We start from the raw sequence: 16,222 nt of genomic DNA, 5'->3' as shown, positions 1-16,222 counted from the left end.
TTCGGAAAAATTTAAGTGGTTCATATATATGGGGTTATTATTTTGTCTTTTATTATATCAAGTTGTGCATCTCGTCCACATACTTTGAAATTAGTTGCGGAGTCTACTTCCATAAGGAGTTCCTTCTTTAGTTAGTTAGTTTTTAGGCCCATCTGCTAATTCCTAAAACCTTGATTCCAATTTATAGAATGTTACAATTATAGGAAAGTTTTGATATTTTTCTTAAATTGATTGTAAGGGGATGTACTTTTGCGCAAACAACACATAGGGGTGCTATTTGGGGGCGTGTTGCTTTTAGTTGTTGCAATGGGGATAAGTCGGTTTGCATTTACACCCATTTTACCGTTTATGCGAATGGAAGAAGGTCTTTCCTTTGAAGAAGGCGGCTATTTAGCTTCAAGTAATTATATTGGTTATTTTGTAGGTGCTCTTGGTGCAGGTTTTATTTACCGGAATAAAAAGAATTTTTTACTTATAACCGTTGTACTTAATGTATTATCTATCTTCTTAATGGGGCTAACACATTCATTTTTAGTGTGGATATTATTACGTTTTATTGCGGGTACAACCAGTGGTTTTATTTTCGTATTAACCTCTAGTATTATTATGGATTACTTAGCAACGCACTTTCAGACCCGGTTTTCCGGCTTTTTATTCTCCGGAATTGGAATAGGTATCGCCATTTCGGGTTTACTCGTTCCATTAATAGAAGGTATTTTCGATTGGGAAGGAACTTGGATAGGTCTTGGTATTTTATCGGCACTATTTCTTATTTCCACTCTTGTTCTTTGGAATAATATTTCCATTAATAATGGCGAAAAGGTTGAAAAAACAAGGGATACAAAAATTCTTCAGGGGTTTATGCCTTGGTTAATCATTGCTTATGGCTTAGAGGGTCTTGGCTATATTATCACGGGGACATTTTTAGTAGATATCATTTACAATATTGAAAGTTTAAGATCTTTCGCTAGTTTTAGTTGGGTAATAGCAGGAGTTGCTGCTGCTCCCGCTGCTCCAATTTGGATGATGCTAATAGCCAAATACTCTACCGTTAGAGTATTATCTATTGCATACATACTACAAGTAATTGGTATTCTATTGCCTGTATTTACTCAGACATCCTGGAGCGTTCTTCTATCTGCCTTTTTGTTCGGTTTTACTTTTGTTGGGATTGTTTCCCTATCAACAGCTTATGCACGAGAGCTATTCCCGAAACAAAGCGGTGTTGTCGTTTCTGCTTTAACAACTGCTTATGCACTCGGCCAAATTATAGGGCCAATATTAGCTAGTTCTGTTGAATCCTATTTTAATAGCTTTAAAGCACCGCTTTCCTTTGCAGGCTCGATTGTAACAGTTGCCCTTGCTATTTTATTAGTAGGAAAATGGTATAGTAATCGAAAAGAGCTTTCTAAAGCTATAGAAGTTTATCCTCATCAAAGGTAAATATTACTTTTTGACAGTTTTCTCTTTTTAGAGGGGGAACTGTTATTTTTATTTAGCACGCCATTTCATAGCCGCTAAGTATCCCCTCTTTTAACTAGACAGTATCCCAACTTCTATAAAGTAGTAGAATATTTCTCATGTTTTCATATTAAACTTCAATACATTTTAAACTTTGATGGCTATATGTCCATTAACTAAATCTATTAACAGAATATTATGTTACTGAAAGGAGGTGAAGAATTGGTTTGTAATTGTTCTTTCTCATCCACTTGCCTAATTCACTCTCCTCCACAAAGGCAAGTGATGATTTAGAACTTAAAAATGCATACAAACACCATATAAATTTTTATCAATCACTGTTTTTAAGTAATGGTACATGACCATAAAGAATGGATCTCCCATAAAGAATTGATTATCATGTTGGAAAACAAACTCATCTGGTAGATTCGACTGAACAGCGAATGCTAATTCAATTTCTTCCCCCTCCCAAACGGAAATTCCATGATGAACTGGTAATGTACATTCAACATTTCTCAAAAACAATTCTGGACCTATATGAAGTGTACAGCGACAAATGTCAATTTGATCGTGTTAGCAAATGCTATGAAAATGTTCACTTTTCTGAGGAATATATGGAATACGAGAACAACTTTGATAATATTGAAAGTGAAAAATTTTTTACAAACAATTATTAACCAAATTCTAGCAAATGCGAGCACTATGACAATTACATTTACCCTCTTAGAGGCCTGGGAATCCGAATTCCTATCAGAGTCTCTTAATTTGCAAGCTTAGCATGTTTTAATTCCTATGAAAATTTTGCTTCCAGATGTGCGTTCCCTATTGCATAAAAAGGGCTATCTCAATCTAGATGCATCGTTTTCATAAATGGAACCTGAACTTAAGCATGCTTGGCAAATATACAACAGCCTATTCGAATCTAGTACTCATTACAAACAATAATGATGAAAACCTCCTCCTTTCTGACATTATTAACGAATGTGATGGTAACTAGTATTTCAAGGCTCTTGCGAGAACGTACCGAATAAGACTTATCGTAATATTGGCTTGCCGCTTTATTCAAGATGCGTATTTAATTTGATAAAGGGCAAAATTTTCTTCCACAAACCCATACAACCTATTTAATGCCTATTAGTTCAAAACTAATAGGCATCTTTTTATTGTTGTCATATTATTTTATTGGGATTGTCTTTTGTACCGAGCTATTGTACTAAGGGATAATCATTATCTGGTTTCTATATGACTATTACTTAGCTGTATACCCACCATCTACCATAACTGTTGTCCCAGTAACAAAGTCATTTTCTGCTAAGAATACTACTGCATGTGCAATTTCGTCTGGTGTTCCTAATCGTCCGATTGGATGTTTTTCTACCAAACCATCGTAGAAATCTCCTAAAGCTTCTTTGTTCACTAATCCTGATTCGATAAATCCAGGAGCTACTGCATTTACTCGGATATTGCGATCAGCATATTCTAATGCTGCCGATTTTGTTATTAAGTTAACCGCACCTTTACTTGCTGCGTATGGAATAGAAGTTGGCTCTCCAACAGATCCCAAGATTGATGCTGTATTAATGATTGAACCGCCACCGGTTTTCAACATTTCACGAATCGCATATTTGATGCCATAGAATACACCATCTTGGTTAACTGCAATCACTCTTTTGTATTCTTCGTCAGTTAATTCGTGTGTTGGTTTTTGAATCCCGATCCCTGCATTATTGAAAATAATATCTAATTGTCCGAATTGTTTTACCGCCTCAGCAACAAGGTTTTCTACAGATTGTTCTTCAGCAACATTCACTTCTACAAATGAAACATCCTGATACTTTTCTTTTAGTTCCTGTTCTACTTTTAAACCAGCTTCTTTATTGAAATCTCCAATAACTACTTTTACACCTTTATCTAAAAACGCTTTCACAGTAGCTAGTCCAATTCCTGAAGCTCCGCCTGTAACAACTGCTACTTTACCTTGTAAATTAGTCATATTAACTCTCTCCCTACATAAAGTGATAGTTAAATTTTCATTTAACAAGTTCATCTTATTCCCATTTGTCGAATGATGTCAAATAAACAATCTCGAATTCAAGATTAATAAACTATTAGCCTATGTTTTTCAATAAAAAATGATGGAAGAAAAACTAACTTTCCTCCACCAAATTAATATTTTAGGTTACTCTTTCTTTTTCGAGAATAAATATTTCATTTTTTCAGTTAGCCCCATTACGGCCGGCATGAAGACCGGTAGCATAATGAAGCTTAAGAGTACTAAGCCAACCAATACTAGAATTGCCACTTGCATTAGTGTTACTATGCCTGATGGAATAAGAGCAGCGAATGTACCACCTAAGATTAAGGCTGCTGATAAAACTACCCCTCCAATGTGTTTGGCTGCATCAATGATTCCTACAATACCCTGATCCTTCACTTCATGGTAACGCATCATTAGGAAGATACTGTAGTCTACACCGAGTGTGACAATCATGATGAAACTAAAGAATGGTACATTCCAGCTTAGAATGTTTTGCCCTAATAATGTATTACTTAATAATTCAGCAAGACCGAGTGATGTGTAATAAGCTAAAATTAGAGAAGCAATAATGATAATTGGTTGCCAAATAGATCGTGTGATCACTACTAAAACAAGTGTAATACCAATCATCATGATGACAATTGTGCGGGTAAAGTCATCACTAGAAATTTGTTGCAAGTCTACATTGGCTGTTGATTTACCGCCTAGTGCAATTTCTGTATCAGCAAGACTTGAATTTTTGGCAGTTGCTTTGATTTGTTCATCAATATCTTTAATAATAGACATTGCTTCTTTTGAATATGGATTTACGTCTAAGATAATCGTCATTTTTGACATGGTACGATCTTCAGACATATACATATTCAAGCTTTCTTCAAATTCTTCGCCATCTAAAACTTCTTGTGGGATATAGAAGACGCTATTTGACTCGGAACTGCTCACTTCACCTAAATAATCTTGTGCATCTAATAAACCATCGCTGATTTCAGTTAAGCCATCTGTACTTTGAGCTAACCCATCTTGCAATTGCGTCATTTTATCTTGCAGCGTTGCTAAGCCTTCTTGCAGTTGTTTTTGACCGTCGTTAACAGTAGATAGTCCATATTCCAGTTCTCCAGTTTTTGAACTAATTTGATTTACTCCTGTTTCACCTGTTTGAAGTCCTGTCGCTAATTGATTAGCCCCAGTTTGTAATTGACCTACTCCTGTTTCAACTTGCTGTAAGCCATTCGTAATTTGAGAGAAGGCTGTATTTGCTTCTTGGAATGATTCGACAGCACCATTGTATTGTGGCGTAAGCTCTTGTAATTTTGTGGCTAATTGTGCGAGCTGAGCCTGTGCCGATTTCGCCGTACCAATTACCGTTTGAACATTTACATCAGAAGCTAGATCTGGATTTGACTGAACTAAGGCATTCATGGATTGTTCAATTGCTGCATAGCCTTGTGAGCTGCTTGTAATCGCATTTTCCACAGTAGCAAAGAGTTCGCTAAATGCACTAAATCCATTTTCAAGTTCCGCGTAACCTTTTTGTAATTGGGATGCCCCATTACTTAAATCACTGATACTTTGTTTTAAAGTGCTTAAACCATTTTCTAATTCACTGGCACCGTTTGCCCCATCTTCAAAGCCTTGAGCTACTTGGTCTAAAGCATCACCTAGTTGCCCTACACCTTGCTCCATTGTAGCTGTTCCATCGATTAGCTGTTGAACACTATCAAAGCTACTTTGATCCACTGCCCCGAGCTGATCTTCTGCTTCTGAAAGACCTTCGTTAATAGTTCCTAAGCCTTCTTGTGCAGAACCAAGACCTTCATTTAACGTATTGGTTTGTTCTTTAATATATAAATCCTGTATTTTTTCACCTGATGGCCGAGTCACCGATAAGACTTGGGAAACTCCATCGACATTTGAGATAACATCTGCCAACTCATCAATATCCTGTAAGCCTTTTTGAGTTGCAAGTGAGTCATCCGCATGAATAACTAAAGTTGTTGGTGACGAGAATCCAGACGGGAAATGATCTTCAATCACATTGATTGCCTGTTTGGATTCATACTCATCACTGATTTCAACTAAGTCGTTGTAATTCAGCTCACCCGAATATTTGATGATAAATGGTACTGAAATCACGGCTACTAAAACCAAGGCGATGATTGGTCTAAAGAATGAATGCTTCGATAAGAATAACCAAATCTTATTTTCACTATGACCATTAATAGATTTTGCTGGCCAAAACATTTTAATGCCGAAAACTGCCATGAAGAAAGGATTCAATGTAAGTAATACCAGTAATAATACAGCTACTCCAATTGCAACAGCTGATGTCGCTTGATAGAGTTTAAATTCAGCTAAATACAATACAATGAAGCCAATAAATACTGCAATACCACTATAAATTACTGTTTTTCCTGCAGTGCGATAAGTCTCTGTTATCGCTTTTAATATATGCCCGCCTTTACCCAGCTCTTCCTTAAAGCGTGTATAAAGTAGAATATTATAATCTGTACCTACTCCAAATAAAATAACAATTAAAAAGACTTGGGTAAAGTTCGAGAATGGGAAGTTAAACTTATCAACAAGCTGCGTCACAATCCCAAGAGAAACGATATAAGAAACGCCCACTGTAATTAATGAGATTAAAGGAACCACAGGTGAACGGAAAACTAAAACTAAGACGACCAAGATAAAAACAATCGCAATGACTTCTGTTTTCTTAATCCCTTCTTGAGAAGATTTAGCAAAGTCATCCATTACGATATCTGTTCCAGTATAGTAGGAATCCACGGATTGCAGCTCCGTCTTTTCACGTAAGCTTTGTGCTGCCTCTTCTACTGTTCCCTGTTTTTGGTCAACGGAGATTTGCGTTAAAATGGTTGTGCCATCTTCGGAAACCAGCTGTTTTTTAGCTTCCTCACTATCTGAGGGAGCAAGCATATCTGTTATACCTAATTCATCACTATTATCTTTTAGTGATTGGATAGCCTTATCAATCTCTTCAAGCTGTGTTTTGTCTAACGCTTCTTCATTTTCACTAGTAAACACCGCTATAAACTGATAGGTGTCTGTCCCCTCATCAGCCATTTCAGTCAAAAGCTTGGATGCAATTTGACTTTGTGTATAGGATGGAATTTCTGTTTGACCTTTTTCACGCACTAACATATCTAAGTTTGGCATTGTGACAATCATAACGATTGAAATGACTACCCATATTACAAATGAGGCTGTACGTACATTCAGCCAATTTTTCAAAATAGATCACCTTTCTTCTATAGATTCATTTTCCCAGAAAATTTTTGACTCTTGAAATGCCTATGAATACACTAACATGATAAAAAAGTTTAAAATATAGACAATCAAGGTCGAATTGTATAAAAAAATATTTAATTTGAGGTTATCAATGAAGCATAGTGATGAAACAAAACAAATACTGGCTATTTCCTTAAAGGAACTAATGAAAAATAAACCCCTCGAAAAGATCTCCATTCGTGAACTGACTGAAAATGCAAATGTGAATCGTCAAACCTTTTACTATCACTTCGAGGATATTTACGATTTACTCAAATGGACCTTTCAGCAGGAAACGATTCAATTGCTTGATGTACATGAAAACTCTCTTCTTTGGAAAGAAGGATTACTAGAGCTTTTCAAATACTTAGAGGCCAATAAAGATTTTTGTTTATGCGCCTTACAATCTCTAGGTCGAGGTCATTTAAAGCGCTTTTTCTACTCGGATATTTCTACAATTTTAGGGAGAGTCATTAAATCACTTTGTGAAAAGTTGAATTCAGGTGAGGAGCACATTGCATTTCTAACTCATTTCTATACTTTGTCATTGGCGGGGCTTGTGGAAAGTTGGCTTTTAGGGGAAATGGACCACACCCCGGAAGAAATAATTGAAATAATCGATATGTTTATTCAAGACCAGATACGAGGCGCTGAGCATCGGATTAATGGGATAGGTTAGAAATTGATAAAAAAGGTACATTAAAAAAACCATTCTGATAGATTTCAGAATGGTCAGACTGTAGACAAACTCGAATTTTCGAGTTTGCCTACAGTCTTTTTTCTTATAAAATATAGATTAGATAATTGCTTTTGAAAATAGAGTTAGTTGATTTCCGTTTCGGCGGAAGCTTTCCGCGGGCGTGGCCCAATCCTCCTCGTCGCTGTGCTCCTGCGGGGTATCGGCCGTCACGCTTGTCCCGCAGGAGTCACCGCCTACACTACAATCAACTAGTTTCTAAATATAGGTTGAGGTGATTGGATATGATGTCGAAAAATCAAATAAATGAACGGGATCAAATTGAGATGATTACAATTGAACAACTTGTACCACAGAATCATCTTGTCAGAAAGCTTGAGTCAGCTATTGATTTTTCTTTCATCTATCCACTGGTAGAACCACTGTATTCTACCCTAGGTAGACCTAGTGTAGATCCAGTTGTATTAATTAAAATGACATTTGTGCAATATGTATTTGGAATTCGTTCAATGCGTCAGACAATAAAAGAAATTGAAACCAATATGGCATATCGCTGGTTTTTAGGGTTTGGCTTTCATTCAGAAATCCCGCACTTTTCTACCTTCGGTAAAAATTATGAACGTCGATTCCAAGATACTGATATCTTTGAACAGATTTTCTATCGTATTCTTAAAGAAATTGCAGATAAGGGATTACTAAGTGCTGACCATGTCTTCATCGATTCAACTCATGTAAAAGCCAGTGCGAATAAACGTAAATTCGAAAAGAAGATTGTCCGTAAAGAGACTCGTGCATATGAAGCCAAACTTCAAGAAGAATTGAATCAAGATCGTATCGATCACGGGAAGAAGCCATTTCCACCTGATAAATTTGAAAAAGAAGAAGTGAAGGAAATTAAGCAAAGTACGACAGATCCTGAAAGTGGATACTATGTAAAAGATGAAAGAACCAAACAGTTTGCTTATTCATTCCATGCTGCAGCTGATCGGTATGGATTTATACTTGGATCGATTGTGACACCTGGGAATGTTCATGATAGTCATATGCTTCAGCCACTTGTTGAAAAGATTATGGATAAAGTGAAGAAGCCACTTGCTGTTGCTGCCGATGCTGCTTATAAAACTCCTGCGATTACTAAATTCTTATTTGACCAAGAGATTCAACCTGCACTCCCTTATACACGTCCAAAAACGAAGGATGGATTTTTACGGAAACACGATTATGTATATGACGAGTACTATGATTGCTACCTTTGTCCGGAAGGGCAAGTTCTTAAATATTCGACTACCACTAAAGAAGGTAAACGCCAGTACAAATCAAACCCTTCTCAATGTGCAACCTGTCCTTTGCTTACTCAATGTACGAATAGTAAAGATCACCGGAAAATCATTGAGCGTCATATTTGGGCAGAATATGTAGAGGAAGCGGATCATCTTCGTCATCAAAACGAGACCAAACAAATATATGCGAGACGTAAAGAGACGATTGAACGTGTCTTTGCGGATGCGAAAGAGAAGCATGGTATGCGCTGGACAACCCTACGAGGGATTAAAAAATTGTCCATGCAGGCGATGCTTACTTTTGCTGCCATGAATTTAAAGAAGCTTGCCAATTGGACATGGCAAGCTCCAGAAATGGTCTAAATTATAATACTCGAAGAGTACTTTTGACTAAAATCGGACTAAAAAATACCCAAAAGAATCTCAAAAAATACAAAAGGCTTCCAGAATGTGACCATTCTGAAGGCCTTTTGTCGACAATCTGACCATTCTGATAGATTTCAGAATGGTTCTATTTTTAATGTGCGAGTGCCATTGGCTTTTACTTTACTGAATTGGCGATTTCCAGTAATTCTTTTTGATGATCTATGTTTTTAACTGTATTTCTTATGCCTAAGAGATACTGTAAATCCCCCTTTTCAAAAACGAAAAAATTGAATAGGCTACTTTCAAAGTAAAAGCCTTTATCTCCATTATCTAATGGATATTCCCTACCTTCATAAATTTTTTTAAAGTCAATTTTATCTAACCTAATATCAATTTTAAATAGATGATCTCTTTCTTCACTGTTTAGAAATCTTATTTCAAGTAAATCGTTTATGCCATATTCCTTGTCTATATAAGTTTTAGCAAATTCATGCGTGAACGGTATCGAGGGGATCTTTTTTGGTAATATTATTTCACAGTTACAGTGCTTTTCAAATTCCTTCACTGCTTCAACAGCAGTTTTAAATCCTGCTTCTCTTGCTTGTTCTTCAAAAGAGGGAATAGCTTCTTGGGACTTGGCATTAACCGTTACATTATTTATCCCTAAAAACATAATACTGATTAGCAAAAAAGTGAAACCCTTTTTCAACTTTAGTACCTCCATCTTACTTTTTGCTTTAGTTTGTTCAAGTAGTGAATATTAATAAGCTCATTAATATCCAGTTTTCATAGATTATCATTGGGATTGCTGCTTCTCGTGAACTTTTAACTCTTCTTTCCGGCTTTCATTGTCCTCGAGACCCCTGCTCGTGGACTTTTAACTCCGCGTTCTGGCTTTCATTGTCCTCGAGACTCCTGCTCGTGGACTTTTAACTCCTCTTTCCGGCTTTCATTGTCCTCGAGATTGCTTCTCGTGGACTTTTAACTCCTCGTTCCCGCTTTCATTGTCTTCGAGACTCTTACTCGTGGACTTTTAACTCCTCTTTCCGGCTTTCATTGTCCTCGAGACTCTTACTCGCGAACTTTTAACTCCTCGTTCCGGCTTCCATTGTCCTCGAGACTCTTACTCGTGGACTTTTAACTCCTCGTTCCCGCTTTTATTGTCCTCGAGACCCTTACTCGCGGACTTTTAACTCCTCGTTCCGGCTTTCATTGTCCTCGAGACCCTTACTCGTGGACTTTTCGCTACTCCTCCTGGCTTTTATTGTCCTCGAGACTCCTGCTCACGGACTATTAGCCCATCTATCAAACTTTAATTGTCCATGAAAAAATTCTTCATCCTATTTACTTTTTCCACACTAAAAAAGCACCCATCTCTTTTTAAGATGTTGTGCTACTTTTTCTGAACTCGTTTTGTCGATTGGGGGATGCCGAGCTCTTCTCTATATTTTGCGACAGTTCGTCTGGCGATTGGCAGGCCTTCTGCTAGTAGGATGTTGGCAATCTTCTGATCGGATAGCGGCTTATTTACATCTTCCATCTGGATAATAGCCTTTATTTTTTCTTTAATAAATATGGGTGATTCAACCTCACCACTTTGCATTTTTACTCCGCGAACGAAAAACGTTTTTAACGTCAACGTCCCCTTAGGTGTTTGCATATATTTTTGACTAATTGTCCGACTAACGGTAGATTCATGAAGCTCCAGGCTATCTGCCACATCCTTTAACCGAAGTGGGACCAATGCCTTTTTCCCTTTTTGAAAAAAAGTTATTTGCTTTTTCAGGATCATTTCGGTCACTTTATACAAGGTTTCATGACGTTGCTCAATTCCGCGCATTAGAAGGAAAGCATCCGTAAGCTTTGTTTTTAAATAAGCCTGCGTTTCTCCACTAGTGTTCGTTCTGAGAAGTTCCTCATAATACGTATTAATCGAAATTTGAGGCAAATACATATCATTTATGTGAATAATAAACTCCCCATTAAATTCCTCAACAATAATATCCGGTATTATATATTCTTGTTTCATTGACTGTATTTCCGATAAAGGTCGTGGATTCAACTCCCGTATATAGGAAAGCACATTTCTAACTTCTTCTTCTGTTATTGCACACAAATCCGCTACTATTTGAAATTTCCCGTCAGCTAATTCTTCCAAATGATTTTGGATAAGAAATTCCGTATGTTTTGGTGCGTTTTCTTTTCTCACTACTTGCAAATACAGGCATTCTGATAAATTACGTGCCCCTATTCCAGCTGGCTCAAAGCTCTGGAGTACAGAAATAAGCTCTTCACACTTCTCTACCGAGACACTAAATCGTTCTGCCGTTTCCTCGATATCACAATCTAAATACCCTAACTCATTTAAATGCCGAATTAGATAGAGCACAATTTCTTTTTCATTTTTCGTTAAAGTCTTCTCGGCGGCTAACTGCTCCGTCAATATAGATTCTATCGATTCTACTTGATAAAGAGCTTGATGTAGCGAGTCAGGAATTTCATCATTTCTGCTTCCAGAAGGACCTGCATTTTGAATACGAGCCATTTCAAGTATATGCTCATTATTTGGTTCCTTTAGCTCGATCAGAGGGTTGGCATTAGCTTCTTCCCTTATGAAATTTTCAAGCTCTTCCAAAGAAAAACTTAGAATCTCCAGAGACTGCCTTAACTCTGGAGTTATGGCAAGCTTTGTTTCTAGCTTTTGCTGTAAATTTAAAGAAGCCTCCACACTGATTCCTCCTTTCATTAGACTCTCGGAACACCGATATTTAATCGTTTCATTCGGTATTGCAAGCTTTGACGACTTATATTTAAGGCTATTGCCGTATTAGTAATATGGTTATGATGTTTATTTAAATAATGTTCGATTGTTTGCTTTTCAAACACAGCTAATTGTTCCGTTAAACCTAAACTATTTGTATCTTTCTTTGACTCCATCGATACCGGAAACGGGAAAGGCGTTTTCGCTTCATTTTTCCGATACTGATAAGGTAGATGGTCAAATTCAATCACTTGTTCATGATTGACTAAATTCATGGAGGCTTCAATGACATTCTCAAGCTCCCGAACATTTCCAGGCCAACTTTGGGATTCAAAAAACTGAAGCACTTCATTTGAAACACACTTTACGTTCAATTTGAATAATTCATTATATTTTTGTATAAATTCATCAATGAGAATTGCAATATCCTCTTGCCTTTCTCTTAATGGTGGAATAAATAAAGTCACTATGGCTAAACGGTAATATAAATCTTTCCTTAAATGATTATTGGCAATAGCATCTATCGGATCTTCATTTATCGTCGCTATCACACGGACATCAATCGATATTTCTTTAGCCCCACCTATTCGACGTACTTTTCTTTCTTGCAATACTCGTAATAGCTTCGCTTGTAAAGAAATATTCAATGAGTTCAATTCGTCTAGTAAAATCGTTCCACCCTGTGCTTGCTCAAATAAACCTGGGCTATCAACTGCTCCCGTGAATGCACCTTTTGTTGTACCAAATAATATTCCTTCAATAAGTGTATCCGGTAATGCAGCACAGTTTTGTGTTATAAAAGGTGCACCTGAACGATCACTTTCAGCATGAATACTCTGTGCAAATAATTCTTTTCCCGTTCCAGTTTCACCAATCACTAAGACATTTGAATTTGTCCGTGTTGCTCGTTTTGCTAATGCAATCACTTCTTTTAATTCACTGCTCTTCCCTATAATTTGGTCGAAAGTAAAATCTGTCTTTGTCTGTCTAAGATTTTGGCGCATCAATCTCTCCATTTTCGTCACATCTGTAGCAATTTCTACAGCCGCACAGATATCGCCATTAATAGTTAAAGGAAAAGTATTATTAACCGTTGTGATTTCTACACCTCGATTGTTAAAATAGGTTTGTTTCACATTGACGATTTCCTCACCATGCTGTAATGATTTCAGCAAGGTACTACTTTGATTTTCTTGAAATTGAAAGACATCTCGAACATTTTTGTGTAAAACATCTTCTTTTTCCATCGCTTCCATTTCACGCATCTTTTTATTATAAATAATAGTTTTTCCATCTTGGTCAACAGCATGTATTCCTACACCAACACGCTCGATAATTTCTTCATATAATTGTTTCATAACATTCTGGCTGTGATTCAATTTTTCATCACCTCACTTCTATCATACTGTAAAAATATTTTGCTAAATAGATTAAATTAAAATAAATTTTGCGCAAAATTATTTGGCAATCAACGTAAAATAGTTGGTATTACAAGCATACAAAGTTGGCATGAAAATTGCTTATTAATTATATGAAGCAGAAATTTCTATATCATTAATTCGCATTAAGATGGGGAACAATTAAAGGGATACTCTCTTCTTATTTATGATGGTTAAAGAATTTTTGAAACAACAAGAATTTCTAAGGAGGAATAAATATGACGACAAAATCAGCTAGTATAATTGAACAAACAGAGAAATTTGGTGCACATAACTATCATCCACTACCAATCGTAGTTTCAGAGGCTGAGGGAGTTTGGGTACAGGATCCGGAAGGCAATAAATTTATGGATATGCTTTCTGCTTATTCAGCCCTTAACCAAGGTCACCGTCACCCAAAAATTATTCAAGCATTAATCGATCAAGCAAGTCGTGCTACTTTAACTTCACGTGCTTTTCATAACGATCAGCTTGGGCCTTGGTATGAAAAATTATCAAAAATCACCGGCAAAAACATGGTATTACCTATGAACACCGGTGCAGAAGCAGTTGAATCTGCCATTAAGGTGGCGCGTCGTTGGGCATATGAGGTTAAAGGTGTGGAAGATAATAAAGCAGAAATTATTGGTTGTAACGGAAACTTCCATGGTCGTACAATGGGAGCTGTTTCCCTATCATCTGACGCAGAATACAAAAAAGGATTCGGACCGCTATTACCAGGCTTCAAGTTAATTCCATATGGAGATGCAGAAAGTCTTAAAGCAGCTATTACGCCAAATACAGCGGCGTTTATCGTAGAGCCAATACAAGGCGAAGCTGGAATTGTAATGCCTCCTAAAGGCTTCTTAAAAGATGTGGAACAAATCTGTAAAGAAAACAACGTTCTATTTATCGCCGATGAAATCCAAACAGGACTTGCTCGCACAGGTAAAATGTTTGCTCACCAATGGGAAGAGGTAAACCCAGATGTGATTATTCTTGGGAAAGCCCTTGGTGGTGGTGTATTACCGATTTCTGCAGTTGTTGCAAATAGTGATATTCTTGGTGTATTAAACCCAGGTTCCCATGGTTCAACATTTGGGGGTAACCCGCTTGCTTGTGCCGTTTCAATTGCTTCTTTAGAGGTTCTTGAAGAAGAAAAATTAACTGAACGCTCTTTAGAACTAGGGAATTACTTCCAAGAACAATTACGTTCCATTAATCACCCTTCCATTAAGGAAGTTCGGGGTAGCGGATTATTTATTGGTGTAGAATTAAACGTTCCCGCTCGTTCATTCTGCGAACAATTAAAAGATCTAGGGTTACTATGTAAAGAGACACATGATTTCGTCATTCGTTTTGCACCACCATTAATCATTACAAAAGAAGAAATTGATTGGGCTTTAGAAAAAATCAAATCTGTATTTGCATAATTGTTTTACAGTTTTACAAAGAGGCTGTTCGAATTATTTTCGAATAGTCTCTTTTTTACGTTAAGATAAAGGAAAGAAGAAAAGGAGCCATGCAGATGCAGACAATTTTCATATCTGGATACCGACCTCATGAACTTGGTATTTTTAATGATAAACACCCTGGAATACCAATTATTAAGAAGGCTATAGAAAATGAATTAAGAATTTTGTTTGACGAAGGGCTTGAATGGGTAGTGATTAGTGGGCAACAAGGCGTAGAAACCTGGGCAGCGGAAGTCATAATCGAATTAAAAAATGAATATCCTAATTTAAAATATTCCGTTATTACCCCCTTCTTAGAACAAGAAAAAAATTGGAATGAGCAAAAACAACAACAATATCATTATATTGTTTCCAAGGCTGATTTTGTCACAAGTGTGACGAAAAGACCTTATGAGGCTCCTTGGCAATTTATCGAAAAAGACAAGTTTATTATTCAAAATACTGATGGAATTCTCCTTGTTTACGATGAAGACAATGAAGGATCTCCGAAATATGTAAAAAAGCTTGCACAAAAATATGAAGATCAGCATAACTATAGGATTATAGAAATTAATGCATATGATTTACAATCTATTGCAGAAGAGATGCAAAGAGAAGACTGGTGATATCTTGGCATATCCAAGGTGTCTATTGCAGTTTCACCCATTTGTTCCTCGGTTAAAGCTTCTTCTTATTCTTCCCTTTATCAATCATTTGAAAAATTTTATTCCAAAACAGAAAATATTAATTTAATTTTCTGACATTTTAATTATTTTTTGTTATAATGGTAGGAAATCTAAAAATATTAACTATTTTAAAGGAGATGATGCTATGCAACAAATCAAATTTGTGAAAGAACCAAAACCTATTAATGTATCTCATGATACCTACAGAAGAGAGTGCTGCTACACTCGTGGAGTCCACATTCCATTTGATGACTTTGTAGGGATTTTAGAGAGCATGTCTCATGATACAAAGCTTTACTTCGAATTCCATAACCCAGGAAAACAAATTGCACCGGGCACTTATTTAAATGGTCATGCTGGCCTTGCAAGAAGTATTGTAAATTACTATCTAAATACGAAAGATATGAATGTTAACAGTGTAATCGGCCAAGATTTCTATGTTAAAATTATTTAATTTTGAGGTGACAATTAGGTGAATACCATGTAAAAACACCGCTTTGTTCGAATGCCAATGGCGCTTCGCTACAAGCGGTGTTTATATTCTACTATTTCTTCTGAATTGAAATTGTCCAAGCTGCTTCATCTAATTGCTCGAAGTTCGTAACAGTATGCCCAGCTTCTGCTGCCCAAGATGGAATTGACTCTGTTCCTTGTGTACAGTCAAATTCCACTACTAGTACATCACCTGAGTTCATGTCTTCGATTGCATTTTGTGCTTCAATTAAAGGAAATGGGCAAACCATACCTTTTACTTCTAAAGTTTTCTGCATGTC

Annotated in this window: 13 protein-coding genes; 6 read left to right on the top strand and 7 right to left on the bottom strand. The window is 36.6% G+C overall.

Annotated features, from left to right (window positions below):
• Window positions 1-249 precede the first annotated feature (249 nt).
• On the top strand, window positions 250-1,443 hold the full coding sequence (locus C1N55_RS00995; RefSeq protein ID WP_137727089.1) for a YbfB/YjiJ family MFS transporter: 1,194 nt from the start codon (window positions 250-252) through the stop codon (window positions 1,441-1,443).
• A 315-nt stretch (window positions 1,444-1,758) separates the two neighbouring features.
• Here the strand turns inward: C1N55_RS00995 and C1N55_RS00990 are convergent, their stop codons facing one another.
• The 3 genes from C1N55_RS00990 to C1N55_RS00980 form a co-directional block, all read right to left on the bottom strand.
• A complete protein-coding gene (locus C1N55_RS00990; protein WP_168193762.1) occupies window positions 1,759-1,986 on the bottom strand; it encodes a hypothetical protein in 228 nt (75 codons plus the stop codon).
• A gap of 724 nt (window positions 1,987-2,710) precedes the next feature.
• A complete protein-coding gene (locus tag C1N55_RS00985) occupies window positions 2,711-3,454 on the bottom strand; it encodes an SDR family NAD(P)-dependent oxidoreductase (protein ID WP_137727087.1) in 744 nt (247 codons plus the stop codon).
• A 186-nt stretch (window positions 3,455-3,640) separates the two neighbouring features.
• The gene (locus C1N55_RS00980; RefSeq protein WP_240758346.1) at window positions 3,641-6,751 is read right to left on the bottom strand and encodes an MMPL/RND family transporter; all 3,111 of its coding nucleotides are present in this window, start codon (window positions 6,749-6,751) and stop codon (window positions 3,641-3,643) included.
• Between the two features lie 148 nt (window positions 6,752-6,899).
• Between C1N55_RS00980 and C1N55_RS00975 the strand changes: the two genes are divergently transcribed.
• A complete protein-coding gene (locus C1N55_RS00975; RefSeq protein WP_137727086.1) occupies window positions 6,900-7,466 on the top strand; it encodes a TetR/AcrR family transcriptional regulator in 567 nt (188 codons plus the stop codon).
• Window positions 7,467-7,768: 302 nt separating this feature from the next.
• Window positions 7,769-9,127 (top strand): IS1182 family transposase, encoded by a 1,359-nt coding sequence (locus C1N55_RS00970; protein WP_137727085.1) that lies wholly within the window; start codon window positions 7,769-7,771, stop codon window positions 9,125-9,127.
• 178 nt (window positions 9,128-9,305) lie between these two features.
• Here the strand turns inward: C1N55_RS00970 and C1N55_RS00965 are convergent, their stop codons facing one another.
• From C1N55_RS00965 to C1N55_RS00955, 3 genes are all read right to left on the bottom strand, one after another.
• Window positions 9,306-9,839: a carbon monoxide dehydrogenase gene (locus C1N55_RS00965; RefSeq protein ID WP_240758345.1), complete on the bottom strand. Its 534-nt coding sequence runs from the start codon at window positions 9,837-9,839 to the stop codon at window positions 9,306-9,308.
• A 684-nt stretch (window positions 9,840-10,523) separates the two neighbouring features.
• Window positions 10,524-11,858, bottom strand: coding sequence for an RNA polymerase factor sigma-54 (gene rpoN, locus C1N55_RS00960; protein WP_168193761.1), 1,335 nt, complete (start codon window positions 11,856-11,858; stop codon window positions 10,524-10,526).
• 17 nt (window positions 11,859-11,875) lie between these two features.
• Entirely contained in the window at window positions 11,876-13,249 is a 1,374-nt protein-coding gene (locus C1N55_RS00955) for a sigma-54 interaction domain-containing protein (RefSeq protein WP_205758533.1), read from the bottom strand.
• 299 nt (window positions 13,250-13,548) lie between these two features.
• Here C1N55_RS00955 and C1N55_RS00950 point away from each other — a divergent pair, with 299 nt between their 5' ends.
• From C1N55_RS00950 to C1N55_RS00940, 3 genes are all read left to right on the top strand, one after another.
• On the top strand, window positions 13,549-14,742 hold the full coding sequence (locus C1N55_RS00950; protein ID WP_137727081.1) for an ornithine--oxo-acid transaminase: 1,194 nt from the start codon (window positions 13,549-13,551) through the stop codon (window positions 14,740-14,742).
• 95 nt (window positions 14,743-14,837) lie between these two features.
• On the top strand, window positions 14,838-15,389 hold the full coding sequence (locus C1N55_RS00945; protein WP_137727080.1) for an SLOG family protein: 552 nt from the start codon (window positions 14,838-14,840) through the stop codon (window positions 15,387-15,389).
• A 205-nt stretch (window positions 15,390-15,594) separates the two neighbouring features.
• Window positions 15,595-15,903, top strand: coding sequence for a hypothetical protein (locus C1N55_RS00940; protein ID WP_137727079.1), 309 nt, complete (start codon window positions 15,595-15,597; stop codon window positions 15,901-15,903).
• A gap of 91 nt (window positions 15,904-15,994) precedes the next feature.
• Here the strand turns inward: C1N55_RS00940 and C1N55_RS00935 are convergent, their stop codons facing one another.
• Window positions 15,995-16,219: a sulfurtransferase TusA family protein gene (locus C1N55_RS00935; RefSeq protein WP_137727078.1), complete on the bottom strand. Its 225-nt coding sequence runs from the start codon at window positions 16,217-16,219 to the stop codon at window positions 15,995-15,997.
• Window positions 16,220-16,222 lie beyond the last annotated feature (3 nt).

The sequence above is a fragment of the Lysinibacillus sp. SGAir0095 genome, assembly GCF_005491425.1.
GTDB lineage: Bacteria > Bacillota > Bacilli > Bacillales_A > Planococcaceae > Ureibacillus.
The sequence above is the reverse complement of the archived record's forward strand: the minus strand, read 5'-3'. Positions and strand labels throughout refer to the sequence as shown.